General features: G+C 64.7%; 24 protein-coding genes. 15 read left to right on the forward strand and 9 right to left on the reverse strand.

Annotated elements, in window-relative coordinates; translation table 11 throughout:
• Positions 1–9: 9 nt before the first annotated feature.
• The 5 genes from J7346_RS07295 to J7346_RS07315 form a co-directional block, all read right to left on the reverse strand.
• Complete coding sequence (locus J7346_RS07295) at positions 10–735, reverse strand: hypothetical protein (protein WP_209119233.1); 726 nt, start codon at positions 733–735, stop codon at positions 10–12.
• A 101-nt stretch (positions 736–836) separates the two neighbouring features.
• On the reverse strand, positions 837–1802 hold the full coding sequence (locus J7346_RS07300) for a hypothetical protein (RefSeq protein WP_209119235.1): 966 nt from the start codon (positions 1800–1802) through the stop codon (positions 837–839).
• A gap of 244 nt (positions 1803–2046) precedes the next feature.
• Positions 2047–2334: a hypothetical protein gene (locus tag J7346_RS07305; protein ID WP_209119237.1), complete on the reverse strand. Its 288-nt coding sequence runs from the start codon at positions 2332–2334 to the stop codon at positions 2047–2049.
• A gap of 288 nt (positions 2335–2622) precedes the next feature.
• Entirely contained in the window at positions 2623–3141 is a 519-nt protein-coding gene (locus J7346_RS07310) for a hypothetical protein (RefSeq protein WP_209119239.1), read from the reverse strand.
• 101 nt (positions 3142–3242) lie between these two features.
• Positions 3243–4418: an RES family NAD+ phosphorylase gene (locus J7346_RS07315; RefSeq protein ID WP_209119241.1), complete on the reverse strand. Its 1176-nt coding sequence runs from the start codon at positions 4416–4418 to the stop codon at positions 3243–3245.
• A gap of 277 nt (positions 4419–4695) precedes the next feature.
• Between J7346_RS07315 and J7346_RS07320 the strand changes: the two genes are divergently transcribed.
• From J7346_RS07320 to J7346_RS07350, 7 genes are all read left to right on the forward strand, one after another.
• Positions 4696–5202 (forward strand): hypothetical protein, encoded by a 507-nt coding sequence (locus J7346_RS07320; RefSeq protein ID WP_209119243.1) that lies wholly within the window; start codon positions 4696–4698, stop codon positions 5200–5202.
• 305 nt (positions 5203–5507) lie between these two features.
• On the forward strand, positions 5508–5852 hold the full coding sequence (locus J7346_RS07325; protein ID WP_209119245.1) for a hypothetical protein: 345 nt from the start codon (positions 5508–5510) through the stop codon (positions 5850–5852).
• 57 nt (positions 5853–5909) lie between these two features.
• A complete protein-coding gene (locus J7346_RS07330; RefSeq protein WP_209119247.1) occupies positions 5910–7163 on the forward strand; it encodes a TolC family protein in 1254 nt (417 codons plus the stop codon).
• Entirely contained in the window at positions 7160–8347 is a 1188-nt protein-coding gene (locus tag J7346_RS07335) for an efflux RND transporter periplasmic adaptor subunit (protein WP_209119249.1), read from the forward strand. The genes J7346_RS07330 and J7346_RS07335 overlap by 4 nt, the downstream gene beginning before the upstream one ends.
• A gap of 11 nt (positions 8348–8358) precedes the next feature.
• The gene (locus J7346_RS07340) at positions 8359–11580 is read left to right on the forward strand and encodes a CusA/CzcA family heavy metal efflux RND transporter (RefSeq protein ID WP_209119251.1); all 3222 of its coding nucleotides are present in this window, start codon (positions 8359–8361) and stop codon (positions 11578–11580) included.
• On the forward strand, positions 11577–12173 hold the full coding sequence (locus tag J7346_RS07345; protein ID WP_245157709.1) for a cation transporter: 597 nt from the start codon (positions 11577–11579) through the stop codon (positions 12171–12173). The genes J7346_RS07340 and J7346_RS07345 overlap by 4 nt, the downstream gene beginning before the upstream one ends.
• Before the next feature lie 2 nt (positions 12174–12175).
• Positions 12176–12502: a YnfA family protein gene (locus tag J7346_RS07350; RefSeq protein WP_209119293.1), complete on the forward strand. Its 327-nt coding sequence runs from the start codon at positions 12176–12178 to the stop codon at positions 12500–12502.
• 127 nt (positions 12503–12629) lie between these two features.
• On the opposite strand, the gene J7346_RS07355 is transcribed toward J7346_RS07350, so the two are convergent.
• A complete protein-coding gene (locus J7346_RS07355; protein WP_209119253.1) occupies positions 12630–12998 on the reverse strand; it encodes a DUF6471 domain-containing protein in 369 nt (122 codons plus the stop codon).
• A 99-nt stretch (positions 12999–13097) separates the two neighbouring features.
• Here J7346_RS07355 and J7346_RS07360 point away from each other — a divergent pair, with 99 nt between their 5' ends.
• The gene (locus tag J7346_RS07360) at positions 13098–14750 is read left to right on the forward strand and encodes a GIY-YIG nuclease family protein (RefSeq protein WP_209119254.1); all 1653 of its coding nucleotides are present in this window, start codon (positions 13098–13100) and stop codon (positions 14748–14750) included.
• Here the strand turns inward: J7346_RS07360 and J7346_RS07365 are convergent.
• Complete coding sequence (locus J7346_RS07365; protein ID WP_209119255.1) at positions 14722–15285, reverse strand: hypothetical protein; 564 nt, start codon at positions 15283–15285, stop codon at positions 14722–14724. The genes J7346_RS07360 and J7346_RS07365 overlap by 29 nt on opposite strands.
• Before the next feature lie 842 nt (positions 15286–16127).
• Here J7346_RS07365 and J7346_RS07370 point away from each other — a divergent pair.
• Together J7346_RS07370 and J7346_RS07375 are read left to right on the forward strand one after the other, a co-directional pair.
• On the forward strand, positions 16128–16349 hold the full coding sequence (locus tag J7346_RS07370; protein WP_209119256.1) for a hypothetical protein: 222 nt from the start codon (positions 16128–16130) through the stop codon (positions 16347–16349).
• 9 nt (positions 16350–16358) lie between these two features.
• Positions 16359–18407: an AAA family ATPase gene (locus J7346_RS07375; RefSeq protein ID WP_209119257.1), complete on the forward strand. Its 2049-nt coding sequence runs from the start codon at positions 16359–16361 to the stop codon at positions 18405–18407.
• 110 nt (positions 18408–18517) lie between these two features.
• On the opposite strand, the gene J7346_RS07380 is transcribed toward J7346_RS07375, so the two are convergent.
• On the reverse strand, positions 18518–18946 hold the full coding sequence (locus J7346_RS07380) for a GNAT family N-acetyltransferase (protein WP_123288421.1): 429 nt from the start codon (positions 18944–18946) through the stop codon (positions 18518–18520).
• Positions 18947–19235: 289 nt separating this feature from the next.
• On the reverse strand, positions 19236–19943 hold the full coding sequence (locus J7346_RS07385) for an IS6 family transposase (protein WP_209119295.1): 708 nt from the start codon (positions 19941–19943) through the stop codon (positions 19236–19238).
• 23 nt (positions 19944–19966) lie between these two features.
• On the opposite strand from J7346_RS07385, the gene J7346_RS07390 reads away from it, so the two are divergent.
• The 5 genes from J7346_RS07390 (at position 19967) to J7346_RS07410 (ending at position 24992) form a co-directional block, all read left to right on the forward strand.
• Positions 19967–20206, forward strand: a complete 240-nt coding sequence (locus tag J7346_RS07390) for a hypothetical protein (RefSeq protein WP_209119258.1) — start codon at positions 19967–19969, stop codon at positions 20204–20206.
• Positions 20207–20222: 16 nt separating this feature from the next.
• A complete protein-coding gene (locus J7346_RS07395; protein WP_209119259.1) occupies positions 20223–20609 on the forward strand; it encodes a DUF302 domain-containing protein in 387 nt (128 codons plus the stop codon).
• A 1-nt stretch (position 20610) separates the two neighbouring features.
• Positions 20611–21285, forward strand: a complete 675-nt coding sequence (locus J7346_RS07400) for a VTT domain-containing protein (protein WP_209119260.1) — start codon at positions 20611–20613, stop codon at positions 21283–21285.
• A complete protein-coding gene (locus J7346_RS07405; RefSeq protein ID WP_209119261.1) occupies positions 21282–22592 on the forward strand; it encodes an APC family permease in 1311 nt (436 codons plus the stop codon). The genes J7346_RS07400 and J7346_RS07405 overlap by 4 nt, the downstream gene beginning before the upstream one ends.
• 66 nt (positions 22593–22658) lie before the next feature.
• Positions 22659–24992: a heavy metal translocating P-type ATPase gene (locus J7346_RS07410; protein ID WP_209119262.1), complete on the forward strand. Its 2334-nt coding sequence runs from the start codon at positions 22659–22661 to the stop codon at positions 24990–24992.
• Positions 24993–25119 lie beyond the last annotated feature (127 nt).

The raw sequence follows: 25119 nt of genomic DNA on the forward strand, positions 1-25119 counted from the left end.
GGGCCTCGGCTAGGAACAGGTGGATGCCCGGGCGTCGTGGGCTCGGGCCATGAGTTGCCCGCCGAGCGCTTCCAAACGCGCGGTGGTCGTTGGGTGGCGGTCAGGGTGATTGGCGATAAAGCCGAGGTCGGCGGCTCCCCGGACGGCGCCCGCGAACATGCCAGTCATGATGAAGGCGGCGGGGCTGGCCCCTACTCTGACCAGAGCGTCGAAGGCGATGGTGAGGCTGTCCGTGTTGAGAACCAGGGTCCGCGCCTGATCCAGCGCAGAGACGAGGTCGCGTGGCTCGTCCGTTGGCAGGGATAGACCCTTGGACACGGCGGCGACGCGGTCATCGCCCTCCCACTCCATAGGCTCGAAGGTGTGGGCGGGGTCTCCGCTCAGCAGGGCTCGGCGGATGAAGATGCTGGCGACCTCGAGGGCTTCGGTCTCGGCCGGTGAGGCATTGAGGAGGGCGGCCAGATGAATGGCTTCCTGTTGGGCGGTTCTGCGGTCGGTTTTGCGGAGGATGCTGATGACGGCGAGCCCGGCGATGAAGCCGTGGCCGGTTCGCTGGGGACGGTACCCGTCCGTGACGCGAATAAGCCGCGGGCGGCCCATGCCCTGCGCCCAGTCGGTCAGGAGGCGACGAAGGAGGTCAGCGGGTGCCAGGGTCCCGGTCTCGAGCAGGGTGTGGGCGGTGTGGATCATCACCGCCTGTGCGTCGGGCCAGTCGGCTGCTGTGGTGCAGCCCATGAAGCGTCGTGCCTCCCGCGCTCCCCGGGCTGCGCCGAGGAGCGCTCCCAGGGCGCGGTCACGCCCCGGGTCGCCTTGCGGGAAGAGAGGAAGCGCCCCCATCAGATCAGGTCGTGGATGGGGGAGAAGTCGACGTACCGGGTCGTGATGGCGCGGGCCATGTCGGGGGCGCCGGCCAGGGCCAGGGCCGCGATGGCATCTTCCAGCGGCAGGTTGATGAAGCTGGCCTTGCCGGTAGTCGTGGGTGCGAGGTGGGTCCGGTACTGGCTCACGGCCCGCTGGACCTGGTCGTTCAGTCGGGGTGCGATCACCACCACCGCGCCGGCGTCATAGAGGCCCGCGTCGATCATCGACTGTCCGAGCATATGAAGCCGCCACATCTGCTGGATGGGGTTGCGGCGCAGGGCCGGGTCGTCCGGATCGATGAAGAGCTCGCTCGAGGCGCTCAGGGAGTCGTAGCGCTCGCGCATGCGCGGTTCGGGTTCGCCGCAGCTTTCCGAGTATTTGATCTCGATGGCGATGAAGGCCTTGCGTCCGTCGTCCAGTCGCAGGGTGATGAAGCCGTCAAAGGCGGTGGCGTCGTCGGTGAAGGTCGGGTCGCCCCGTCCCGGGGAATGTTCGAAGGAAACAGAGCAGACACGGCCGGCCAGGTCCGGCAGGGCTTCGCGGACGAATGCCTCGGCGAGGTTCCGGTCCAGTTTGATCGGCCCGAGCAGGTTCAGGGCGAGGGGCGTGGAGGAAAGGAGGTTTTCGTAGAGCCGCCGCTCTTCGAACATCGCCCCCGGCTCGCGGTATGCGAGCTCACGCCGGGCCAGGCGTTGGATGTCACGGTTGAGGAAGTTGGCGCCCGCTGCGCCGTCGAAGACGCTGACGAGATGGCCCATCTTGCGACGGCGGCCGGAGGCGGTGGTGTAGGTCCCGATCCCCCAGCCTGCGGCCTCACGATGAAGTGCCTGCAGAAGGCGGGCGCAGGTGCGAAAGCGGCTGTCTGCGGGATGATTGACCTTGTGCGCCTTCAGGTAGGCTTCCGGCACGAGGGGCAGGCGGTCAGGGGGAAAGAGGTCCATGGCTTCCTCGTCGTTGCTGAGGAAGCGGATTCATCTGCACCCGCCCAGAACCACACCGAGCACCCCACCTTGATCTCGGGTCGAATTGTTCCCTGAAAGGCGGGGCCCTTCTTATAGGGCCCTAGGCAGATCCAGGCAGTTAGAGGTTAGGTTAGATGCAGCGTCGGCGGGGGTCTTTAAAATAGCACAGGGTCAAGACGGTTGCGACGCGATTAGGGCCTCACTCCGCGAGGGATTGTCTCGGTCAGCGTCTGAGGTGGTCGCAATCGGGAAGGGCATCGGGGTGGCGATGAACGCGCAAGACAGCGGCTTTGAAAGCATCAAGTCCGCGATCCGTGGACCGCTTCTCCCCGTCGATATAAATCTTGCCCGTGTTCGGCCAGAAGTTAATCGGCCCGAACTTCAACTGAGCAGGATGGGGGCGATAGAGTGGGTCCAGACCCGCCTTCTCAGCCCAGGTTACGGCTTCCGTCATCCGAGGCGTATCGCCGGGACGGTGTAGGGGGAGGTAGTAGCGATCGGACTTCGGCATATGACCCTCGTAAGTTGTTGGGGTCATATAGAGCCGAGGCAAAGGTCCGGCGTAGGCAGAGGGCCTCATCCTTGTTGAGCGGTAACGTCCATCCCACAGGGGAATCCGTTGGCCAAAAGGCACGCAAAACAGTGCCCCCATTTGTGCAAGTTATGTTCTCATAGAAGCCAAGATAGCGGCGCTCATCTCGTTCCGTTCTGACCTCAATGGGACGGCGCGAGGCTTGGTCTGGGGGCCTTTGCGGTTGAGGCGGCAACGACCGGGTCAGGTAAGGGTGAGGCCCCGGCTTCAGGCGGCGGCCAGCCGGATCGTTGAGAACTCATCGGCAGCGAAATCTCGGCACCGCCAGCTCCCGGCGTCGTCAGCGTGAGGAACTTGCAGTTCATCCAGAAGGCAGATGACGTAGCTGAATCGTCCAGGGGCCCGTCTGTTCCAGAAGAGAAGCGCGACCGGGACCCCTCCGATGTCTTGGGTCGCTTTGAGGGCGGCCCATTCGATGTCGGTGACGCCAAACCGGTGAGCGTCGCCAGCCTGGCGGCGGGGTGTGTATGTCTTGACGTCGATTAAAAGGCTGCCGCCGCCGTGTAGCACCAGGTAATCCGGGCGATGGGCCGCGAGAAGCTTCAGGGACGTGCTGTGATGGTCTGGCGACTGGCCGAGGTCGATCCAGGCGACGCCAGCCCGGTCGAAAACCTTGCTGGCCGCGAACTCTCCGGCCATTCCGGCCGTCTCGATATCTTTGTCGTCCATGGCCAAGCGCACGAGAATTTCGTCGCTGGCTGTGAGGGAAGGAGATGTCACTGTCATGGCCCATGATACCCCGTCCGGGTCCTCGGAAGCGATATCTTTCGTCTGCACCCCGCCCCGCGGATAGCTCTGGATGCTCCTCGCTGGCTGCGGCGGCGCGGTCAGTACCGAGGCGCGGGGTCCGGGCAAGCGATCTGCGATACGCCATCGAGTCTCATGAGGGTGGCGAGGTCTTCGGGCGGACTGAGGATGACGTAGTTTACGCCGTTCCGATCCTTGGTCGAGCCGTACCTGATTGCATCGAACCCGGCCGACCTGGCGCAGTCGGCGACAAATCTGGAGAACAAGTACTGACGTTTCACCCATCCCTCACCAGTGCGCGGCGCCATGAGCAAGGCGGAGTTCGCCAAGGCATTGAACAGCTCGGAGTCGACTGCATCGCCATCTGCGTCGATGAGGTCGAGGATCTTCAGCGGAGGAAGAATGGTCACTCGGCCGACCAGACAGTCCTCTCCGGGTACGCCGAGTTCTGCCGCCGCGACGGCTTCCGAATTGGCCAGATAGAGCATGGGGGCGCCGGCGTGGTTGAAGCGGCCTTCGCCAGTGTGGGGCGCGGGAGCGGGGCCGTAGGTTGCCGGATTGGTTGGATCCTGACCCTGCTTTGCGACATCCAGAGTTCGCCTCGCGCGGTACATTGGGCGATCCTGCACACTAGCGCTTACCCGCAAGGCTTCGGCCCGGATCTCCGCCAGAACCGTCTGTGCGAAGGGATGCTCGAGGATGAGGAACGGTGTTGCTGCGCCCAGCGCAGAGAGGGTGGCGATGTCTTCCTCCATCGCTTCGACATCGCTGATACGGTGCTCGAATAGATAGATGTTCGCCGGGCCGTAGCGCTGACACCTCGGACATCGGACCAGGCGCCGGAGCGTCGAATACTCCAGCGGCCACCAGGCCCCGGCCAGACGGGCTTCGTCTACGGCCCACAGGGCGTCAATTGACAGCATGTCGCCGCCGTCGCGCCGGAAGCTCACGTCTGGCCATTTTTCTTGGAAATCGGCGTAACAGAAGTCACAGCAGCCGATGCTGGACGTGAAGGCCGAGTCTAGTTCGTCCGAGAAGGCGTCGTTGAATGCATCCGCGTCCTGCTCGGATACGGGCAAGAATGGACCGAAGACGAACGGCACGAGGACGCCGTCCTCGAAGCTGCACGGGCTGGTGATGTTGCGCAGGTTAAAGACCTCCCATCGCGGTGGCGACCCGGTCCCCGATAAGAGCCTTTCACACGATCGCCAAGCCGCCGCAGCCGTCAGAGGCCCCGCTGCAACGGCGCCGGTCATCCCTGACCGGTCCGGTGCGGCGGAGACCCACGATCAGCAGTCCGGCGCGCCGGCTAATGCGGGAGCGCCGCTGTTCCAGCCATGCCCCGTCCACCAGCAGGTTTCAGTGTGTTGTGCGCCATCCAAATGCACCCGCCCCGCTACGCCATCGACGCTGCACGGCGACCGCCGCTGTTGAGCAAGGGTTCCCGGGAGGTGCGTCGATGTCTGCGGCTATGGGTAGCAAACACACCTTGACGGACGAGACCGTGAGAAGCCGTGTCTTTATGTTGAGGGCATGGCAAGTTCGATCATCCCTTTCGGCACCGAGCACTCTGTCGCCCTTCACACCCTCGTCCGTAAACGCGCCGAGCTGGACGGGGAGTTGGAGCAACATCAGGGACTCGTCCGCGACCTTCAGAAGACGATCCAGAACCTGGACGCGGTCCTTGTCCTGCTCAAGCCGGACATCGACATCGGTGAAATCGCCCCGAAGCGAGCCCGGCCAGTTCACGCTGCTGCGCCGGGAGAGATCACCGGCATAGTCGTCGATTGTCTGCGAGAAGCTGACGGACCGGTGACGTCGAGAGAGTTGGCTCGCGCCGTCGTTGAAGTGCGGGAACTCGACCCCGAAGACAGGACTCTGGAAGTCACGATGGCCAGACGTGTTCGAGCCTGTCTGAGGCCCTTGCGGCTAGCCGGACGAGTTCGCGCCGTGCCTATGGCGTCGGGACCGCAGGGCTGGGTTTTGGCGACCAAGCAGTTCGAGCAGCCGGTTACCGTCCCGCTGGAGCTGACTCGATGAACAGCATCTCCTTCTTCCACGGAAACCAGCTCTGCCAGATCGCGCCAGAGCGCGATGGTCGGGGGTTCATCGGACTCCGGAACGGACGAGTCGTCGCGACCGCGGCTGACCGAGCCAGCGTGGCTCGGGCGTTGATCAAGGCGACGTGCTGGCGAAAGGGCCTGAGAGATGAGGCGGCGGGCGCGCCAGGCACCTGAATCGCCAAACGCGGAACGACCACATCTTGAACGCCATCCGCTGAAGTCCGCGCTCGCGGCGCAACCGATTATTCGTTGCTGTCGCCGCCAACCGTGCTAAACGACGGCATGGTCCGGTCGGAGAACAGGCACAGCATCATCGCGGCGCTCTTTGCGCTGTTCGTCGCCGTGTTCGTTCTGATCCCGACCGTCGATGCTGCGGCCTGCGCCGTGGAACTGGAACCCGCTCATGCGGCGGCGTCGGTCGCCGACGACGGTGGTGATCTGCCGTCTGATTCCGACGACCATGCCATCTGCTCACACGGCCACTGTCATCACAGCGGCACCGCGATGCCGTCATCGACCCAATCCGTCGCGGTGACGGCGATAGTCGCTCCGAACCTGCTGCGCCCGACTGACGAGCCCTTGGCGTCTCGCGAGCCCGGCGGCCTGGAACGCCCTCCCAGAGCCTGACGATGTCCTGCGCCTTTCGGCGCGCGTCAATCGTCTGGAACTTCTGGGATATGGAACATGTCACCCCTGAAATCTGGCCGATCGCGTCTCGCGATCGGCTGCGCCGTGGTCGCGATGGCGACCGCCGCGATCGGCCCCGCCTGGGCCGATCCTGTGCCCTCATATGAAAAATTGCTTGAGCGCATCGGGCTCACACCGGGCGCGCTAGAGGCGGAGGCCTTGGTGGATGCGGCCGAAGCCCGCGCTCGTCAGGCCGGCGTGAGGCCGAACCCGGAACTCAGTCTCGAAGCTGAAAACGCTCTCGGAACCGGCCCCTTCTCGGGTTACGGGAACGCCGAGACGACCTTGTCCGTCAGCCAGGACTTGGAACTCTGGGGACGGCGGGGCGCAAGGGTCGGGGTGGCCCAAGCTGAAGGCAGAACGTCCCTTCTCCGGCGCGATCTCGCCACCCTGGATGCCGCTGGCAGGCTCGCGCTGGCCTATGCCGAGGCCGAAGCCGCCGACCGGCGTTTCGTCCTCGCTCAGGAAGCCCTCGACCTGACGATCGCGGACGCTCGCGCATTGATGATCCTGGTGGAAGAGGGGCGCGAGCCCTTGTTTCGCGGCATTCAGGCCCAGAGCGAGGCAGCGGCGGCGAGGGCAGCGCTTGACGAAGCCGAGGCTGAACGGGACGCCGCCTTCGCAAGACTGACCGCCGTGGCGATGCTGCCGAACCCGGCGACTTCGATCGAATATAGCCTGCTGGACCGCGAGCCCCCTGCCGTCGTCCCGACATCCTCGGCGTCACCGGAGGTGAGGGTGGCGGAGGCCGAACGCGACGCCGCTGAAAGCCGGATCGAGGTGGAGCGGGTGCGAGCACGACCGGACGTTCGGGTCTCGGTCGGCGTCCGCCGCTACGAGGCTGAAGACGCGACCGCTCTCACGTTTGGCCTCAGCATGCCCTTGCCCCTCTTCGACCGGAACCGGGGCAACTACGATGCCGCACAGGCCGAGTTCCGCGCCGCCGACGCCCGCGTGATGGCCGCGCGGCAGACGACTCAGGCGGACCTAGCCGGCGCCGAAGCCAGGCTTCGGTCGGCCAGCAGTCGCGTGTGGGCCACCGACGCAGGGGTGACCGCCGCTGAGGAGGCGTATCGCCTCTCACGGATCGGATTTGACGCCGGTCGCATCTCGCAACTCGAACTCAGTTCATCTCGCGCGGCGCTCATCGCCGCCCGCAACGCCGCCGTGGACGCTCGCCTCGCGCGCGTTCGGGCGGAAGTCGATCTAGCGCTCCTGCAAGGACGCGCCCCGTTTGGAACATCGCTATGAAAAGCACGCCCAAGATCAACAAGACCTGGCTGATGGCCGGGGTCGCCGCCGTCGTCGTCCTGAGTGGCGCGGGGCTCTATGCCATGGTCCGCTCACCCGCCGAGGCTCCAGCAGCGGAGGGGGAAGCCGAACATTCCGAAGCGGAAGGCGAGCACGCCGAGGAAGCGGGCGGCGAAGAAGGCGTCGTCGTCCTGACGGCGGCCCAGATCACCGCCGCCAACATCGCTATCGTCGCCGTGACCGGCGGCGGGGGCGGCGAAACCCGACTGTCGGGCCGGGTGGAACCGATGATCGACGCGAGGGCCGTCGTGGCGGCGTCCGTCGGCGGCCGGGTCGAGCGCGTGCTGGTGGCACCGGGTCAATCCGTGCGCGCGGGACAGCCCTTGGCCATTCTGGTCAGTGGCGATGCCGCCAGCCTTCGGGCCGACGCCGACGCTGCGGAGGCCAATGCGATAGCCGCCGAACAAGCGCATAGTCGCGAAGAGAGCCTGGCCGATCAGGGTGTCGTGGCCCGCCGGGACGCCGAGGTCGCTCATGCCCAGGCGCTCAGCGCCCAGGCGGCGGCCCGCGCCGCCCGCGCGCGCGCCTCGGCCGCCGGCTCTCCCAATTCCTCGGGTCGACTCAGCGTCGTCAGCCCCATCAGCGGGATCGTGACCAGCGTTCAGGTCGGGCCGGGTGGCTTCGCCGCCCAAGGTGGCGTCATCGCGGAGGTCACCAATCCTGCGCGGGTCGAGATCGTCTTCACGGCGCCTCCCGCACTCGCCGCGCAGGTTCGCGCGGGTTCGACCATGCGCGTGCAGGGACCGGCGGGCGAGTTCGACGCCGTCGTCACCGGCGTCGCCGCCGACGCAGGCGAGGAAAGCGGAGCCACGATCATCCGCGCCCGACCGGCGGGCGGGGGTCTGCCGCCGGCAGGATCGGCCGTCTCCGGCATTGTGGTCACGGGCCAGTCCGTAGGCGGCCTCACGGTCCCGTCCGACGCCGTTCAGACGGTGGAGGGCGCGAACGTGGTGTTCGTGCGCACCGCGACGGGCTTTCGCGCCGCTCCCGTCCTGGTCGGCAGGCAGGCCGGCGGCCGGACCGAAATCCTGAGCGGCCTCACCGGCACCGAGCGCATCGCCGGAACCAACGCCTTCCTCCTGAAAGCCGAACTCGCCAAGGGCGAGGCCGAGCACGGCCACTAGGGAGCGAGAGCATGTTCAGCGCAATCATCGCGGCATCCGTCCGCTTCCGTTGGTTCGTCATCCTGGCGGTCAGCCTCGTGGCGGCCCTGGGTCTGTTCGAACTGACCAAACTGCCCATCGACGCCGTTCCCGACATCACCAATAGACAGGTCCAGATCACCACGGTCGCTCCCGCCCTGGCGCCCGAGCAGATCGAGCGGCAGGTCACCTATCCGTTGGAAACTGCTCTCGCCGGCATCCCCGGCCTGACCAGCACGCGATCGCTGTCGCGCAACGGCTTTAGCCAGATTACCGCGATCTTCACCGACCAGACCGACATCTATTTCGCGCGTCAGCAGGTGGCCGAACGGCTCGCCGCCGCGTCCGAGGGACTTCCTGAAGGCGTGGAGCCGGGGTTGTCGCCGATCACCACCGGCCTCGGCGAAGTGTTGATGTGGACGGTCGATTACATCCCCTTCAACACCGAGAATCTTGCCAGCCCCGGCCAGCCGGGCTGGCAGGCGGGCGGCGTCTATCTGACACCCGAGGGCGAGCGACTGACGACGCCCGAGGAGCGCGCGACCTATCTCCGCACCGTCCAGGATTGGATCATCGCGCCGCAGATGCGCACGACCGCCGGCCTGGCCGGCGTCGATACCATCGGCGGCTACGTCAAGGAGTATGCCGTCAGGCCCGATGCCGCTCGGTTGTCCGCCTATGGTCTTGGCCTCGGCGATCTGGTCGAGGCGGTCGAACGCGCCAACACCCAAGCAGGCGCAGGCTATATCCAGCGTGCGGGCGAGGCTTTGGTCGTCCGCACGGACGCCTTGGCGCTGACCATCGACGATCTGGCCCAGGCCCCCGTGGTCAATCGCGGCGGTCTGGTCGTCCGGGTCGCCGACGTCGCGACGGTCGAGATCGGGCAGGCTCCACGTTTGGGCGGCGCCAGCCGCGACGGACATGAAGCGGTCCTTGGCACCGCCTTGATGATCGCCGGCGGCAACAGCCGCACGGTGGCCCAGGCGGCGGCCGAGCGGCTGGCGGTGGTGGACGACAGCCTGCCTCCTGGCATCGTCGCCCTGCCGGTCCTGAACCGCAGTGAACTGGTGAACTCGACCATCTCGACCGTCGCTCGGAACCTGACCGAGGGCGCGCTGCTGGTCATCGTCGTCCTGTTCCTGCTGCTGGGCAACATCCGGGCGGCCACCATCACGGCCCTGATGATCCCGCTGTCGTTCCTGTTCGCCGTCATCGGCATGAATAGGTTCGGCATCAGCGGCAACTTGATGAGCCTGGGCGCGCTGGACTTCGGCCTGATGGTCGATGGCGCCGTCGTGGTGATCGAGAACACCCTGCTGATGCTGACGCAGCGACGGGCTCAACTCGGCCGGATGCTGACCCGACACGAGCGGCTGGACGTGGCGGTTCAGTCCGCGCGCCAGATGGTGAAGCCGGCCGCCTTCGGTCAATTGATCATCCTGCTGGTGTTCGCGCCGCTGCTGCTTCTGGAGGGGGTCGAAGGCAAGACGTTCCAACCGATGGGCGCCACCGTCATGCTCGCCCTCGTCGGAGCCTTCATCTTCTCCTTTACCTTCGTGCCCGCCATGACTGCCTTGCTGGTGCGCGATCCGAAGTCCGTTCACCTCGGCGGCGACGGTCAGGTCGAGGAGCACGAGACCTGGCTTCTCCGCTTCGCCCGGCGGTTCCTCCAACCAGCGATCCAGGCGGCTGTGTCACGGCCGAAGATCGTGCTGATCTCCGCCGTGGCGGCCCTCGCCGTCGGGCTCACCTCCTTCATGGCGCTGGGCCGGGAATTCATCCCGACGCTCGACGAGGGCGACATCGCCATGCAGGCGTTGCGCGTGCCGTCCGCGTCCTTGGAGCAATCCTTGGCGATGCAGATGGCGTTGGAGCGCGCCATCAAGGCCCAGCCCGAGGTGGAGACCATGTTTTCGCGCACCGGCACGGCCGAGGCCGCCGTGGACCCTATGCCGCCCAACATCTCCGACAGCGTCATCGTGCTGAAGGACCGCAAGGATTGGCCCGATCCGGGCCTGGAGAAGGACGAACTGATCGAGCGGATCGAAGGCGTGGCCGCCCAGCAGATCGGCAACAATTTCGAGTTCAGCCAGCCGATCGAACTGCGCTTCAATGAACTGATCTCCGGCGTCCGCACCGACCTCGCCGTCATGGTCTATGGCGACGACTTCGACACCCTTCAGCGGGTGGCGGACCAGGTCGCGACCGCGCTGCGGGAGACGACCGGGTCAGCCGACGTTCGTGTCGAGCAGGCGTCCGGCCTGCCCACCCTGACCGTCAGCGTAGATCGAACCGCCGCCGCCAGCTACGGCCTGTCGGCCGCAGACGTCAGCGAAGCGGTCTCGGCCGGCATCGGCGGCGCCGAGGCCGGACGCATCTTCGAGGGCGACCGGCGGTTCGACGTCGTCGTCCGCCTGCCCGACGACGCCCGCAACGACCCGGCGGCCCTGGCGGCGCTTCCCATCGTATCCGACACCGGCGTGATCGTGCCCCTGTCTTCGGTCGCGCGGATTCAGACGGCGGAGGGTCCGAACCAGATCAGCCGCGAGAACGGCAGCCGCCGTATGGTGGTCCAGGCCAACGTGCGCGGTCGCGACCTGGGGGGCTTCGTCACCGACGCCCAGAGCCAGGTCGCGGAGATCGACCTTCCGGCCGGGGTCTATCTGGATTGGGGCGGGCAGTTCGAGAACCTAAAGCGAGCCGAGCAACGCTTCGGCCTCGTCATTCCGATCGTGTTCGTCCTGATCGGGGTGCTGCTGTTCCTCGCCTTGGGATCGTTCGCGGAGGCCGGTCTGGTCTTCGCCTGCGTCCCCCTGGCTTTGGTGGGCGGCGCCCTCGCGCTGCTGCTGCGCGGAATGCCGTTCTCGGTCTCGGCGGCGGTCGGCTTCATCGCCGTGTCAGGGGTCGCCACCCTGAACGGACTGGTGCTTATGCAGGCCATCCGCCAACGCCTGAACGAGGGCCTGCCTGCCAAGGTGGCGGCGATCGAAGGAGCCGCCAGCCGACTGCGCGCGGTGCTGACGACCGCTTTGGTTGCGATCGTCGGCTTCATCCCGATGGCTCTGGCGCACGGAGCCGGAGCCGAGGTGCAGAAGCCGCTCGCAACGGTCGTGATCGGGGGCCTTTTGACGGCGACGGCGTTGACCCTGCTCGTGCTGCCGACGTTCGCCGCCAAGGCGGTTCGGCATCGTGCTTCGGAAGGACTGGAAGATTGAGCAAACTGACCTCGGCGGACCATCAACAGCGGCGCACGTTGCTGATCGTCCTGATCCTCAACGCCCTGCTGTTCCTGGGTCTCGGCATCGGCGGCATCATGGCCGACTCCAGCGCGCTGCTGGCCAACGCCGTCGACAACGCCTCGGACTCGATCGTTTACCTGATCAGCTTTGTGGCGATCGGACGCGCCGCGTCCTGGAAACAGGGCGCGGCACGCCTGTCCGGTATCCTGTTGCTGGTCTTCGCCGCCGGCGTGCTGATCGACGTCGGCCGGCGCTGGTGGTTCGGCACAGAGCCGGTCGGCTGGACGATGATGGGTCTGGCACTCGTCGCTGCGATCGTGAACTTGATCTGCCTGGTGCTCCTGCGACGGGACCAGTCCGGCGACGTCAACATGGAAGCGGCCGAGACCTTCAGCCTGAACGACTTCGCCTCGAACGGCGGCATCCTCGTCGCCGGTGGTCTGGTCATGTGGCTGGATCAGGCCTGGCCCGATCTGGTCGTCGGCATGCTGGTCGCGGCGATCGCCGTGAAAGGCGGCATCGGAATTCTGCGCAGCGCGTCGGACAAGGACAAGGGCCCCTCGCAGTGACGATCAAGGTCGGGCTCTACTACAGTCTCGCGGCCATTGCCGAGATCGCTGGTTGCTTCACTTTCTGGATGTGGCTGCGGCAGGATCGCTCGGTCTGGTGGATCGTGCCGGGAATTCTCTGCCTCGTGGCTTTCGCCTTCTTCCTCACTCGGGTGGAAGTTGATGCCGCCGGCCGCACCTACGCCATATACGGCGGCGTCTACATCGCGGCGTCGCTGCTTTGGCTATGGCTGGTCGAACGTCAACCGCCCGATCGCTGGGACCTGCTGGGTGCGGTCGTGTGCCTGATCGGTTCAGGAATTATCCTGCTATCGCACCGCCCGACATGAAGGGGGGCTAGGCCACCGAGCCCGCAGCCAATTGAGTCGAAGCCGGTCACCGGGTCTGGCGAGTGCCCATCGGTCGGTGCGTTGGCCGAGCTGCCCAAATCTCCGGCGGAAACCACCGGAACATGGATCAATCCTTCTTCGGAGCTTCCACCAAGGCTGCGATCAGCTCTGGCGTCAGCCGAACCTGCGGAACATTGCCAACCAGCTCTGGTGGCAATGTGAATTCCCCTGTGAACTGAGGCTTGAAGGGGATCAGGTCGATCCCAAGCACGTGCATGAATTGCAGCATGAAGGTCGCCGGGAAAGTCCCCCGGCTGATCTTGTTGCGAACGCTGACCTCGGTCTCTTCGATCCCTATCGCCCGCATGCGCTCCGCAATGTCGCCATAGGTGAGATTCTGGCGCCGCTGCTCAACCCGCAATAGCGTTCGCGCCTTTTCCCGCCAAGCGTCCTCGGGATCATCAACGTCGGCGGGGTTTCCAGCGCGCTTAGCCATGACCGTTCATGCCATCACTCCTCGGACCGATCAACCAATGCGACTTATCGCTCGTCAACGCGATAAAACGCGCACATATGCGACACACTTCTTGACGCCGTGACGCCGACCGAGATTGCCGAACTCTCGGAGGATGACGCGCGTGCGCTGTTTCGTCGGTATCGATTCGCCGAGAATGGCGGGGAGCCGTCCTGCAATCGCTGTGGATGCCCGGCGGCCTGGACCTATCAAGATGGGAAGCTCTACAAGTGTAAGCAGTGCCTGAGGCAGTTCACCCTGACCACCAACACGCCGTTCGCCTACCGCAAGCTGCCGTTCAAGACGATCCTGCTGATCCTGGCGCAGTTCAACGTGGCCTATCAGGGCCGCAGCGCCCTTGAGATCAAACGCGACCTGCGGGCCAAGGTGAAAAACTACAAGACGATCTTCGTCTGGCTGCACAAGATCAGATGCGCAATGCAGGCCTTCGAGCGGCGCACGATCCTGCGCGAAGAGATCGAGATCGACGGCAAGGAGTTGAAAGGATACATCCGCCCCAAGAACGTGCGCAACGAGAAGGATCACTACCGTTTTCCATATGGCGCGCCCGACAGAACGTTTCATGTGACGCTGGCTCGCCAGCGGGGTGGTCCTGCCCGCGCATGGATCGCGAAGCAGGAGCATCACCCCATCCCGCCGTTCATCGACGTGGTGGACCCAAACGCCGTCGTGTTCGCCGACGGCGGCCCCTGGGGTCAGATTCGTGATCATTGCGCGCTGAAGCGGGTGATCCACGACCACCACTTCTATACGCCGGAGGCCTGCACTAACTGGGCCGAAAGCGGCTTCCGCGTCCTTGAGGGCATGCGGCTGATCTATCGTCGCATCCTCGGCAATTGCCTCGACCTCTACACGGCTCAGCTTACGTGGCGCTTAAGCCACACGGGCGTCGGTCCGGACGACGCCTTCGCCGCGCTCCTGGGAACGATGATGACACCAGGCCGCTCGCCAATGGCTGGCTATTTCCTCAAGAAGAAGGCGGGCGGTTCCAAGCGCCGTTGCAAGATCATCAACGAGGACGGCGCGCCGATCGAGTGGAGTTCACCGAGCGCCGAGGAGCGGCGGCGGGAGCGCAAGGAGGCCAAGCGCGCCAGCGGAGAAATCGAAACCCCCCGCGTCGCTGATGCCCGATCCGCGAAGCGTTGGCGCGACGGATTCGAGTTCGTATCGGCGGGCGAGTTCATGGACGATCCCAAGCGAATGCCCCTGAGCCCAGGCGTTTACGGCTTGTTCCTTCGGAACGGCGAACGGCTCTTCAACCTCGCTGGTTATTTCCCTGATCCGGAACTTCCGGCGTGGGACTACGGGGTGTGGCGTAACGGATACGTTGGCGAAGGCTACTCTCTGCGCGAGAGGGTGACCGCGCATCTCCTCGGAAGCATTGGGGGCTCGCCGTTCCGTCAATCGGTCTTCGCCATCCACTGGGTCGCGGGGACCGGCGAACTCGGCGACCTCAAGAGCCGTTCCGCAAGCGAAGCGGCCTTGAGCGAATGGCTGCGCCGCGAAGTCGTGATCGGATACAAGGTCTGCGGCTATCACAAGACGGTGGAGAAGGAGATGCTGAAGCGCACCGCCGCGCCGTTGAACATCCGAGATCGCGATCCATCGCCGTTCGGTCGCCTGCTTTCCAGCCTGCGCCAACGCTTCCGCGAGGCGGTGGTCGCCGCGTGGGAGCCGCCGCCGCCTACCAGCCGTCCTCGCCAGCGGCGCTAGTCGTCCCGTTCCCGCGCTGTCGCGACTTAAGCGCCCATCGAGGCGGCTGTCCCCCATCTTTTACCAAACCCCGCTGAGCGCGCTTCAACGCCGCGTTGATGGCTCCGTATGCCTGAACGTAGGCGGGACCGTCATCGACGCTCAGATCGTGGCGCTCGACGACGCGATCCAGCATCTCTCGAACCGTCAACCAGTCTCCGTCCTCTCGCAACACGTCGAAGGCCGCGTCCGCCCATCCGTGCGGCGGACGGTTAGGCCCCCGGCGGAGCGGCCTGATCAGCTTTTCTTGTTCGGGAGCCCATTCCGGATCGAACATCTGGATAACGTAGACGATGTGCGGAAGCGCCTCCCTGATTTCTTCAGCCCTCGTTTCACGCTCGGCGGCTTCGGCTGCGAACGCCTCTCCGCCGCGCCACTTCTTCTGCCTCAGTTTGGGCGGGTTCTCTATCCAACGCAGTTCGCCACCCAGCCGGCCATAGAGGCGCTTCAGATGGCTGGTCAGTTGCTTTCCGCTGTTCTTTCGCCCCAGCGCCACGCGAGCCCCTCAGAATGACGAGCCAAGGACTTATTCGAGCTTAGGTGTGTTTGCTACCCATAGCCGGATGTCTGATCCAAGCGCTTTGCTGACATGCGCAACCTCCGGGTTGGATGCACGTCGGTTGTGACCCACATCTGCCTATGCCCGCGGTGGCGCTCACCAGCCCGCTTTGTCGATCAGCGTGCCGAGGGCGTAGCCGGTGAGGCTAATGAATATGTCATCCAAGGCGGCTTTCCGGGGCGTGTCCGCCGCCGTGTAGCACTGCCTGATGCGCTCGCAGTCGCGCTCGCAGCCCCCCTCCGTTGCAGCTCGCGAACGGAACGCAACCGGCCGCCGCCAATGCGAAAGTCGCGCCGGCTACGCCCACATCGAGTTCCTGAATCTCGTGAGAGTCCATGAAGCCTCGCGTCTGGGACTGCTCAAATCTCTGCCGTTCGACCGCAATTACCTCGTCCACCTCCGACCATGTAGTGGCGCGAAGGTCTCTGTAGTGGCGATTGCAACCGAGGCCGGAATCATCCGCGGCGTCCTCGCCTTCGATCCAGGCAAGCTCCTCGATCCGGATTTCTCGTACGAACTCGAGCTCAAAGATCGGCTCCGCCATCGCAGGTCCTCAAGTGGTTCTCTGCGGTAAGTGACATCATCTGAGCTGCACCCTCGTGCCCTGCCAGAGCGGGAGCTTCATCGGCGGCTCGGACCTCGCGTCTGCAAAAGGCGCGAGGGCAAATTGCTTACTTTGCCGCTATTCCCCGCCATAATCACGGCGGCCGCCTCAAGGTTAAGCTTGAAGGCTGCGCCCAAAAGGCCAAATTGCGACTGACGCCTATGGAGAAGCGCCAATGGAACTCCCCGAAGTCGATGTGCGCGAGCAACTCCGCGAGATCGAATGTCCCGAAACGCGGGCTCGTATGGCGCGTGAGTTTGGAATCGACCTTGACGACCAGATGTTCACGTCCGGTAGCGGGCCGCAAGCCTCGCTGAACCGTGCGATCGTCGGAGAGGAGGAGGGCGACGTTGACGATGGCGAAGCCGGAGAGTCCCGGGACGGTAGCGCAAGCTGAGTCCCACCGATGCCCGTTGGTTTTGACCGGAAATACCGCCCCTGGCGCTTCGATGAGTTAGTTGGCCAGGATGAGGCTGTTAAGCTCGTCAGGGAGCGGGTGGCGGCCGACCACAACGCCACAATCTTGCTCGTCGGACCTCCCGGAACGGGAAAAACGACACTTGCGCGCATCTACGCGAACGCTCGAAAATGCGAAGGCGACGCCGCTGGGCCTTGTGGCGAATGCAGTGTCTGCGAAGAGTTTCAGGCCGGTCGTTCCGATTTCCATTATCTCGATCAGAATGCTGGCGTGCACGGCTCTCGCCAAGTCATGGACCGAGTGCAGGATTACACGTCACACCCTCCGTTTGGCCGTTATACGATTTTCATCGACGAGGCGCACGCGTTGGAGCCTGGGGCACAGGACGCCATTCTCGGCGCGCTCGAGGAACCCTTTTCGGGAGCTGCCGTCGTTCTGGCAACGACAGACCCTGAAAAGCTGCGCGCTGCTGTTCGGTCTCGGTGCACGATTGTGCAGCTGAACCCTGTGCCTCGCCCGGCCATCATTGGGGTGTTGAGGGATATCTGCGGCAGGGAAGGGATCAAGGCGGATCCCCGCGCTCTCGAAGTCGTGGCCGACCGCGCCCGAGGTTCAGTGCGAGACGCCATCAAGACACTCGAACAGGCGCAGGAGAATGGGCGCCTGGAGCTCACCTCTCTTCGCCAGCGTTTGGGTATGCGGTGGACGGACCATCTGGTGTCGGTGGTCGAGGCGACGCTCACCAATGACCCTCAGGCGGTTGAGGAGGCTCTGGCCGCATGGAGCGCGGAACCTGCCGCCAAGGCGGCGGCTGTGCATGCGTTTCTTCTGCACATGTTTAATCGGGAAGTCTCGGTGCCGCGGGTTCAGACGGTAGAGGACGCCGCCTTCCACTTCGTTTCGCCAAGCGAGCGCGCGCGTCTCGCCGACCTCATCCGGGCCAAGGTTTCCGCGTCTGCGCTAGACGAGCAGACCTTTTGGTCAAGCCTGCTCCAATTCTGGGAGGCATCCGACCACCGCGCGGCCACTGAACTCTCATTGAGGTCCCAGCTCACACGGTTTCGTTTGCTTCTATGCCAGACTCCGGCCGAACAATTTAAGCCGGCCGGGGATGTGCTGGTGACGCCGGCACGGTCTCGATCCCGTCGTCTGAGGGCCAGCGCTCGCCCAAGCGAGGGGCCAAAGCAATGGATGACGGCCAGCCAGGCCGAGGCGATCTATGATGCGGCGTCATTTCTTCCGCAGCAGTATGGCGTTTTCTTCAACATGCGGGTGTCGATAAGCGCGGACCCGGTGACGGGCGTTGAGATCTTCGTTCGCCAAACCTCGGCGTTCCTCCACCAAGTCGACCAGTTCACGAAGCGACGGCAGCAGGAACAGGCTCCGCGCTTGGCCGTTTGGCTGGTGCGTGACGGCAAGCTGACCTGCGATGCAGTGCTATGTGCCCCGGACCAGTTAGGCCCAGAGTTGATGGCCTGGTTGAAAACCAAGCAGGTCTTCGGTGAGCCGGTCTGCATCGAGGCCCCGGAGTTCGGCGAAGGTGCCCGACCCGCACGAACGGCCCGGGCGCGGGCCGGGAGACAGTGGCGGTGGATCCGGCGAATGTGGGCTGCTGTGGATCCGCAAGTTGCAATGAAGGATGCAAACCGGCGAACGCACCGACTGAAAGATCTGCTGCGCGCTGAAGAAGGCTCGACGTCCCTTATGCAGACCGGCCGGGCATGGAGCACGTCGACCTCGCTTGGACCTGCGGCTCAAAAGGCCGCCCGTGAAGATCATGGACTGGGCATGCTCTCCGCATTCGCCGACGGCGCATGGGAAGCCCTCGATCAGGGCTGGGAGGCCGAGGAATACTCCCATCGACAGGAAGAGCGGGCCCGTCGCAGGGAGGCTCTGGAGGTCGTGCGCGTCGGTGCTGAGGGTGGGACCGCGCTCGAGGTTGCCCATGCCCACAACGTTGGCCGCGCTATGCAAATGTCATGGCCGGTTGACCCCCGGGCCCGGCCGAGGCGGTGGAAGGGGTGGTGGGGCGCCTAGGGTGTGTACCCATAAAATCGGCGGTGCCACGTGTCCGCTTACAAGCGGCATGTCCATGTCCGCTTTCGACCCATAGCGGACATTCCCCTGCCTCGGTCGGTGCGCGGACCTCAGGTGACGAGCTGCTTCTTCATGAAGAACCGGGTGTTCGATCCCACAAACTCAGGCAACTCCCCAAAGACCTCATAGCCTAGCCGCTCGTAGAGTCGCTTTGCATTTGGGTTGAACGTGTCGAGCCATGCCCGATTGCAGCCCCGGCTAACAGCCTCGCCTTCAGCCGCAGCTAAGAGCTTTGCGGCAAGGCCTCTACCCCGAAGAGGTTCTCCCACCCAAAGCTTCTCAACAAAGAGCCACCCCCAAACGGTGTATCCCACAAGGCCTGCAGCAAGTGGCTGCCCATCACCCCCAACCGGCTTTGCGATTAGAGCTGTTTTCCCTGCGTCCCCGACTTCAGCATGGTTGAACTGGGCGAGCCCTTCGACGACCAGCGTTGAAACGGGGTCCTCAGCCTGGCTTGAAATAAAGATTTGGTCGTACATTTGAGCACAGTTCCTCTCAGCCTAGGCTACAGAAGCCGGTCGGCCCCTTCAACGTCCGCAAGCCCCCCATAGCGGACGTCCGGATGGTCCGCTTTCCGGCAACCCACCTTATGCGCATTTCGCAACCGGGGCGGGGCAGGGGACTGCCGCTTCGCGCCAGTGAAGGAAGTTGGTTCATTGCTGCGAAGCAGACATTCGAACCTAGGCTAGTCGGAACCTGCTGAAGGGTGCTGTCAGTCCAACGACAACTCGTCTCCACTGAGCACAGGTAGGGCAGGGGACGCAGAGCCTACCCGGCGAGCGTCTGCCACTCAGCCAGGGCGGCTGAGCGTTGGGCCTTGTATGTCTCTCTGCTGATGAGGTGGCGGTCCTGGTTGAAGTGGTTGTGGAAGGCGGCGTGGACGGAGCTGAATTTCTGCAACGTCTTCATCTGCCGGAAGCGGAGCATGGCCCGTTCTCGTCGTCGAAACGGCAGGTGCGAGTTCTCAACCCTGTTGTTGGCCCACCGTCCAACCTCCTGCTTATCGGCGTTTCCGAGCTCCTTCATCGCAGCCTTGTAGGAGCGTAGACCGTCGGTCGTGATGGCCCGCGCGCGACCGTGCCGCTTCATGAGTTTCTTCATGAACTTCAGTGCGGCGGGCTTGTCCCTGGTCTTGGTGGCAAAGGATTCCAGCACCTCGCCTTCGTGGTCGACGGCGCGCCAGAGGTAGTGCATCTCGCCATTGATCTTCACGTAGACCTCATCCAGGTGCCACCGCCAGTGGGTGTAGGCGCGCATCTTCTGAACCCGCTTCCTGCGGATCTCAGCGGCGAACATTGGACCGAACCGGTTCCACCACAGCCGCACCGTCTCGTGGCAGATGTCGATGCCGCGCTCGGCTAGTAGGTCCTCCACGTTGCGCAGCGACAGCGGGTACTTCACGTACATCATCACCACGAGGCGGATGACCTCGGGCGAGCTGTCAAAGTACCGGAACGGGTTCGTCGATTTGGCCATCATGAGACGCTACGGTCCCGTGTTTGACCTCGCAATCAGTTTGGGCTGACAGTGCCGCCCCGACCGCTGCGCTGGTGCGCTACCCGATCTTCTCGCAAGAGCCGATCGAGATGCGTACGCCACAAGCAAGAAAGCAGGAGGATGGCATGATGAACTGGAACGAAATGGGTCACGGAATGGGATTTGGCTGGCTGTTCGGCCTGCTGATCCTTGTGCTGCTGGTTTTGGCCATAGCAGCGTTGATCAAGTATCTTCGGAAATAGGAGAAAGGACTTCGCAATGACCTACACGATCAATCGCATGATCTCGGACGCGGGAATCGACGACGTCGACGTTCGCGCGCGAAAGGCGCTGGCGGATCATGGCTTTGGTGTCCTGACCGAGATCGACGTCAAGGCGACGATGAAGAAGAAGCTCGATGTCGAGATGCCGGCCTATCGCATCCTCGGCGCCTGCAACCCGAAGATGGCGCATCAGGCCATGGGGATCGAACCGCGCGTGGGTGCGATGCTGCCCTGCAACGTCATCCTGCGCGAGGTCGGGGGCGGCGTGGAGGTCAGCGCCATCGACCCGGTGGCGTCGATGCAAGCCATCCAGAACGCCGAACTGACGTCCGTGGCGGGCGAGGTGCGCGACCTCCTGGCGAAAGCCGTCGAGGCGATCTGAGATGAGCCTGCGCGCCGCCATCCTCACGGGCCTTGCGATCCTCGGGATCGGACTGCTCGCTGTCTGGCAGTTCGCGCCTTTGGTATTCTCCGAGGGGCGCGAACTGTTGAACGTCGAGAGTCTGGAAATGCTGGTGGCGCGCGCGGGTCTCTGGGGGCCGGCGCTGATCGTCGCGCTGATGACGATCGCCGTCGTCGCCAGCCCGATCCCGAGCGCCCCCATCGCACTCGCGGCCGGGGCTGCTTACGGGCATGTCTGGGGGACCGTGCAGGTCGTCATCGGCGCCGAGCTCGGGGCGCTGATCGCCTTCGGTCTAGCACGGGTTCTGGGGCATGATGTCTTGCGGCGGGTGTTCGGTGATCGCGTCGATGCCGGGCTTCTCGGCTCGCAGACCGCGTTGACGGCGACGGTTTTTGCCAGCCGCCTGATGCCCTTCGTGTCCTTCGACATGATCAGCTACGCGGCCGGACTGAGCCGATTACACGCCTGGCGTTTCGCCTTGGCAACTCTGGCGGGGATCATACCGGCAAGCTTCCTGCTGGCCCATTTCGGCGGTGAGGCGGTTAGCGGAGACCTCGGCCGCGCGACATGGGCGGTGCTGGGACTCGGGCTTGTGACGGGGCTGCCGCTGCTCTGGTTGGCGCTGCGGCAAAAGCCTGAAAAGGAAAATCCATGACGAAAAGCGATTACGAGAAGAACAGTATTACCCTCCCAGGTGCTGTGGCCATGGGAACCGGCGTGATGATCGGCGCGGGCATCTTCGCGCTGACCGGACAGATCGCCGAACTCGCCGGACCGCTCTTCCCGCTCTCGTTCATCGTGGGTGCCATCGTAACCGCGTTCAGCGCCTACACCTACATCAAGATGTCGAACGCGTATCCGTCAGCGGGCGGCATCGGGATGATCCTGAAGAAGGCCTACGGCCCGACGACGGTCGCGGCGGGTGCTGCACTCCTGATGGCGCTGTCGATGGTGATCAACGAAAGCCTCGTCGCGCGCACTTTCGGCACCTACACGCTGCGGGCGTTTGGCGGCGATCCGGACAGCGTGCTGGTGCCAATCCTCGGCGTCGGGCTGATCGTCTTCGCCTGGCTCGTGAATGTATCGGGCAACCGGTCGGTCGGGCTGTTCTCCATCGTCATGGCCGTTCTCAAGGTGGGCGGCATCGCGCTTTTCGGGGCAGCAGGCCTCTGGGCGAGCGGCATCTCGTTCGAGGCGACGGGGGGAGACATGGGCGCCACAGGCTTCGTGGCGTCGGTTGCACTGTCGATCCTGGCCTTCAAGGGCTTCACGACCATCACCAACAGCGGCGCAGAGGTGACCGACCCGCACCGCAATGTGGGCCGGGCCATCATCTGGTCGATTGCCATCTGCGTCGTCGTCTATCTGCTGGTGGCCTTCGCGGTCGGCTCCAGCCTGCCGCTCGACCGTATCGTGGCGGCGAAGGACTACGCGTTGGCCGAAGCGGCCCAGCCCTCCCTCGGTCAGACCGGCTTCTACCTGACGGTGGCGCTGGCGCTGGTGGCCACGGCGTCAGGTCTGATCGCCAGCGTGTTCGCGGTCTCGCGGATGCTGGCGATGCTGACCGACATGAAAATGATCCCGCACAGCCATTTCGGGATGCCGGGCACGATCAAGGACCACACGCTCGTCTACACGGTCGTGATCGCGGGCTTCCTAACGGTCTTCTTCGACCTCAGCCGCATCGCCTCGCTCGGGGCCTTCTTCTATCTAGTGATGGACATGATCATCCATTTCGGCGTGTTCCGGCATCTGCGTGAGGACATCGGCGCGCGGGGCTGGGTGTTGCTGACGGCCATCGCACTTGATGCCGTGGTGCTGGCCGCATTCGCCGCGATGAAATGGCAGTCCGACCCTCTCATCGTCGTGCTGGGCGCGATCGGCATGGCGCTGGTGTTCCTGTTTGTCGGGATCTTCCTCGCACGCAATCCCGCCCCGGAAGGTGCTCACGACCCCCAATGAAAGAGCTTGAGCTTCCAACGGCTGGAGGCTGCAAGCTGAAATGAAATACTGAAAGGCTGGCAAAACATGGAGCATGATCACCAACACGCGGCGCCCGACATTCCGGCGGGGACAGAGACGACGAAGGACCCGGTCTGCGGGATGACGGTCGCGGTGAAGCCGGATGGCCGACACGCGGAGTTCCAGGGCGAGACCTTCCATTTCTGCTCGGAGAAGTGCCAGACGAAATTCAATGCCGATCCCTGGTTCTACGCCTCGGGCCGGGCGGCCGGGCAGAAGAAGGCGGCGCCGGCCAACGTCCACTACACCTGTCCGATGCACCCCGAAATCGTTCGCGATGCGCCAGGTTCCTGCCCGATCTGCGGCATGGCGCTGGAGCCGATGGTCCCCTCTGACGAGCCGAGCGAGGAGCTTACCGACTTCACCCGCCGGATGTGGATCTCCGCCGCGGCGGCGGTGCCGCTCATCATCCTGACCATGGGCGAACTGGTGGCGCTGCCGGTGCGCGACTGGATCGGGCACCAGACGGCCAGCTATCTGGAGTTTTTGCTGGCCACGCCGATCATCCTCTGGGCCGCCTTGCCCTTCTTCCGGCGCGGCTGGGACTCCATCGTGAACCGCAGCCCCAACATGTGGACGCTGATCAGCATCGGCGTGGCGGCGGCCTACCTTTACTCGCTCGTCGCGACGTTCCTGCCGGGTGTGTTTCCGGAACAGTACCGGATGGGCCACGGCGTCGGTACCTACTTCGAGGCGGCGGTGGTGATCGTCGCGCTGGTCTTCGTGGGCCAGGTGCTCGAGCTGCGGGCGCGCGAACGCACCGGGGATGCGATCCGCGCACTTCTGGATCTGGCGCCAAAGACCGCACGGCGCATCCTGCCGGACGGCACCGAATACGATGCGCCGCTGGAGAACATCATGGAGGGCGACCGGCTGCGCGTGCGCCCCGGCGACGCGGTTCCGGTCGATGGTGTCGTGATCGAGGGCCGATCATCCCTGGACGAAAGCATGCTGACCGGCGAGTCGATGCCTGTCGAAAAGGGCCCGGGCGATGCGGTGACCGGTGCAACGATTAACAAGAACGGTTCCTTGGTGATGGAGGCGGGCAAGGTCGGGTCCGACACCGTGCTGGCGCAGATCGTGGCGATGGTGTCGAACGCGCGGCGGTCCCGCGCGCCGATCCAGGGGCTGGCCGACCGGGTGTCGGCGGTATTCGTGCCGACGGTCGTGGTCATCGCAATCGCAGCTTTCATCGTCTGGACGATCTTCGGGCCCGAGCCCGCGCTGATCTTCGCCATCGCCTCGGCAGTGTCGGTCCTCATCATCGCCTGCCCCTGTGCGCTGGGGCTGGCGACACCGATCTCCATCACCACGGCGGCCGGGCGCGGCGCACAGGCGGGCGTGCTGATCAAGGACGCCGAGGCGCTGGAGCGTATGGCGGGTGTCGATACGCTCATCGTGGACAAGACCGGCACGCTGACCATGGGCAAGCCGAAGCTGACGGACGTTGTGGCGCTTGGCGACATTGCCGAAACCGACCTGCTGTCGCTGGCCGCAGCGCTGGAGCGCGGTTCCGAGCATCCTCTGGCCGAGGCCATCGTCGAGGGAGCCGAGGCACGGGGTGCGCCGCGTCAGGAGGCCACGGACTTTGACGCCGTCACAGGCAAGGGCGTGCAGGGCCGCGTCGGTGGGCGCGCGGTGGCGCTCGGCAACGCGGCGATGATGCGGGAGATGGGGCTCGACACCGCGCAGGCCGAGTCAAAGGCCGACACCCTGCGCGCCGAGGGCAAGACGGCAGTGTTCGTCGCTCTCGACGGCGCGCTCGTCGGCATCGTGGCAGTCGCCGACCCGATAAAGGACAGCACCGCACAGGCCATCAGAGAACTTCATGCCCAGGGACTGCGGGTGATCATGGCGACGGGCGACAACGAGCGCACGGCGCAAGCCGTGGCAGGCAAGCTCGGGATCGACGAAGTGCGTGCGGGCATCCTGCCCGAGGCAAAGAAAGACCTGATCGACCAGTTGCGCCGCGACGGCCACAAGATCGCGATGGCGGGCGACGGGGTGAACGACGCGCCCGCACTGGCCGCCGCCGATGTCGGCATCGCCATGGGCACCGGGGCCGATGTGGCGATGGAAAGCGCAGGCATCACCCTGTTGGGCGGCGACCTGATGGGCATCGTGCGGGCGCGCAAGCTCGCCCGCGCCACCTTGCGCAACATCAAGCAGAACCTGTTCTTCGCCTTCGCCTACAACGCGCTTGGCGTCCCCATCGCCGCCGGGCTGCTTTACCCTGTCACCGGACTTCTGCTCTCGCCGATGATCGCGGCGGCGGCGATGAGCCTGTCGTCGGTCTCGGTGATCACCAACGCCCTGCGGCTCAGGCGGGTCGATCTCTGACCGGCAAGTCCACCCATGCAATCTCGAAAGGAAGATGAGATGAACCAAGACACTTTTTCCCGCCGCACGCTTCTGGTCGGCGCAGCTGCGCTGGTGGCTGCGTCGCCCCTGAGGGCTCTGGCGGGTG

It is taken from the genome of Brevundimonas sp. A19_0 (genome assembly GCF_017744255.1).
Taxonomy (GTDB): Bacteria; Pseudomonadota; Alphaproteobacteria; order Caulobacterales; family Caulobacteraceae; genus Brevundimonas.

Excerpts from the sequence above, each read along its gene's own strand:
- J7346_RS07295 (WP_209119233.1), bottom strand. The coding sequence starts at position 735 with ATGGGCTGCACCACAGCAGCCGACTGGCCCGACGCACAGGCGGTGATG.
- J7346_RS07300 (WP_209119235.1), bottom strand. The coding sequence starts at position 1,802 with ATGGACCTCTTTCCCCCTGACCGCCTGCCCCTCGTGCCGGAAGCCTAC.
- J7346_RS07305 (WP_209119237.1), bottom strand. The coding sequence starts at position 2,334 with ATGCCGAAGTCCGATCGCTACTACCTCCCCCTACACCGTCCCGGCGAT.
- J7346_RS07310 (WP_209119239.1), bottom strand. The coding sequence starts at position 3,141 with ATGACAGTGACATCTCCTTCCCTCACAGCCAGCGACGAAATTCTCGTG.
- J7346_RS07315 (WP_209119241.1), bottom strand. The coding sequence starts at position 4,418 with ATGACCGGCGCCGTTGCAGCGGGGCCTCTGACGGCTGCGGCGGCTTGG.
- J7346_RS07320 (WP_209119243.1), top strand. The coding sequence starts at position 4,696 with ATGGCAAGTTCGATCATCCCTTTCGGCACCGAGCACTCTGTCGCCCTT.
- J7346_RS07325 (WP_209119245.1), top strand. The coding sequence starts at position 5,508 with ATGGTCCGGTCGGAGAACAGGCACAGCATCATCGCGGCGCTCTTTGCG.
- J7346_RS07330 (WP_209119247.1), top strand. The coding sequence starts at position 5,910 with ATGTCACCCCTGAAATCTGGCCGATCGCGTCTCGCGATCGGCTGCGCC.
- J7346_RS07335 (WP_209119249.1), top strand. The coding sequence starts at position 7,160 with ATGAAAAGCACGCCCAAGATCAACAAGACCTGGCTGATGGCCGGGGTC.
- J7346_RS07340 (WP_209119251.1), top strand. The coding sequence starts at position 8,359 with ATGTTCAGCGCAATCATCGCGGCATCCGTCCGCTTCCGTTGGTTCGTC.
- J7346_RS07355 (WP_209119253.1), bottom strand. The coding sequence starts at position 12,998 with ATGGCTAAGCGCGCTGGAAACCCCGCCGACGTTGATGATCCCGAGGAC.
- J7346_RS07370 (WP_209119256.1), top strand. The coding sequence starts at position 16,128 with ATGGAACTCCCCGAAGTCGATGTGCGCGAGCAACTCCGCGAGATCGAA.
- J7346_RS07375 (WP_209119257.1), top strand. The coding sequence starts at position 16,359 with ATGCCCGTTGGTTTTGACCGGAAATACCGCCCCTGGCGCTTCGATGAG.
- J7346_RS07380 (WP_123288421.1), bottom strand. The coding sequence starts at position 18,946 with ATGTACGACCAAATCTTTATTTCAAGCCAGGCTGAGGACCCCGTTTCA.
- J7346_RS07385 (WP_209119295.1), bottom strand. The coding sequence starts at position 19,943 with ATGGCCAAATCGACGAACCCGTTCCGGTACTTTGACAGCTCGCCCGAG.
- J7346_RS07395 (WP_209119259.1), top strand. The coding sequence starts at position 20,223 with ATGACCTACACGATCAATCGCATGATCTCGGACGCGGGAATCGACGAC.
- J7346_RS07400 (WP_209119260.1), top strand. The coding sequence starts at position 20,611 with ATGAGCCTGCGCGCCGCCATCCTCACGGGCCTTGCGATCCTCGGGATC.
- J7346_RS07405 (WP_209119261.1), top strand. The coding sequence starts at position 21,282 with ATGACGAAAAGCGATTACGAGAAGAACAGTATTACCCTCCCAGGTGCT.
- J7346_RS07410 (WP_209119262.1), top strand. The coding sequence starts at position 22,659 with ATGGAGCATGATCACCAACACGCGGCGCCCGACATTCCGGCGGGGACA.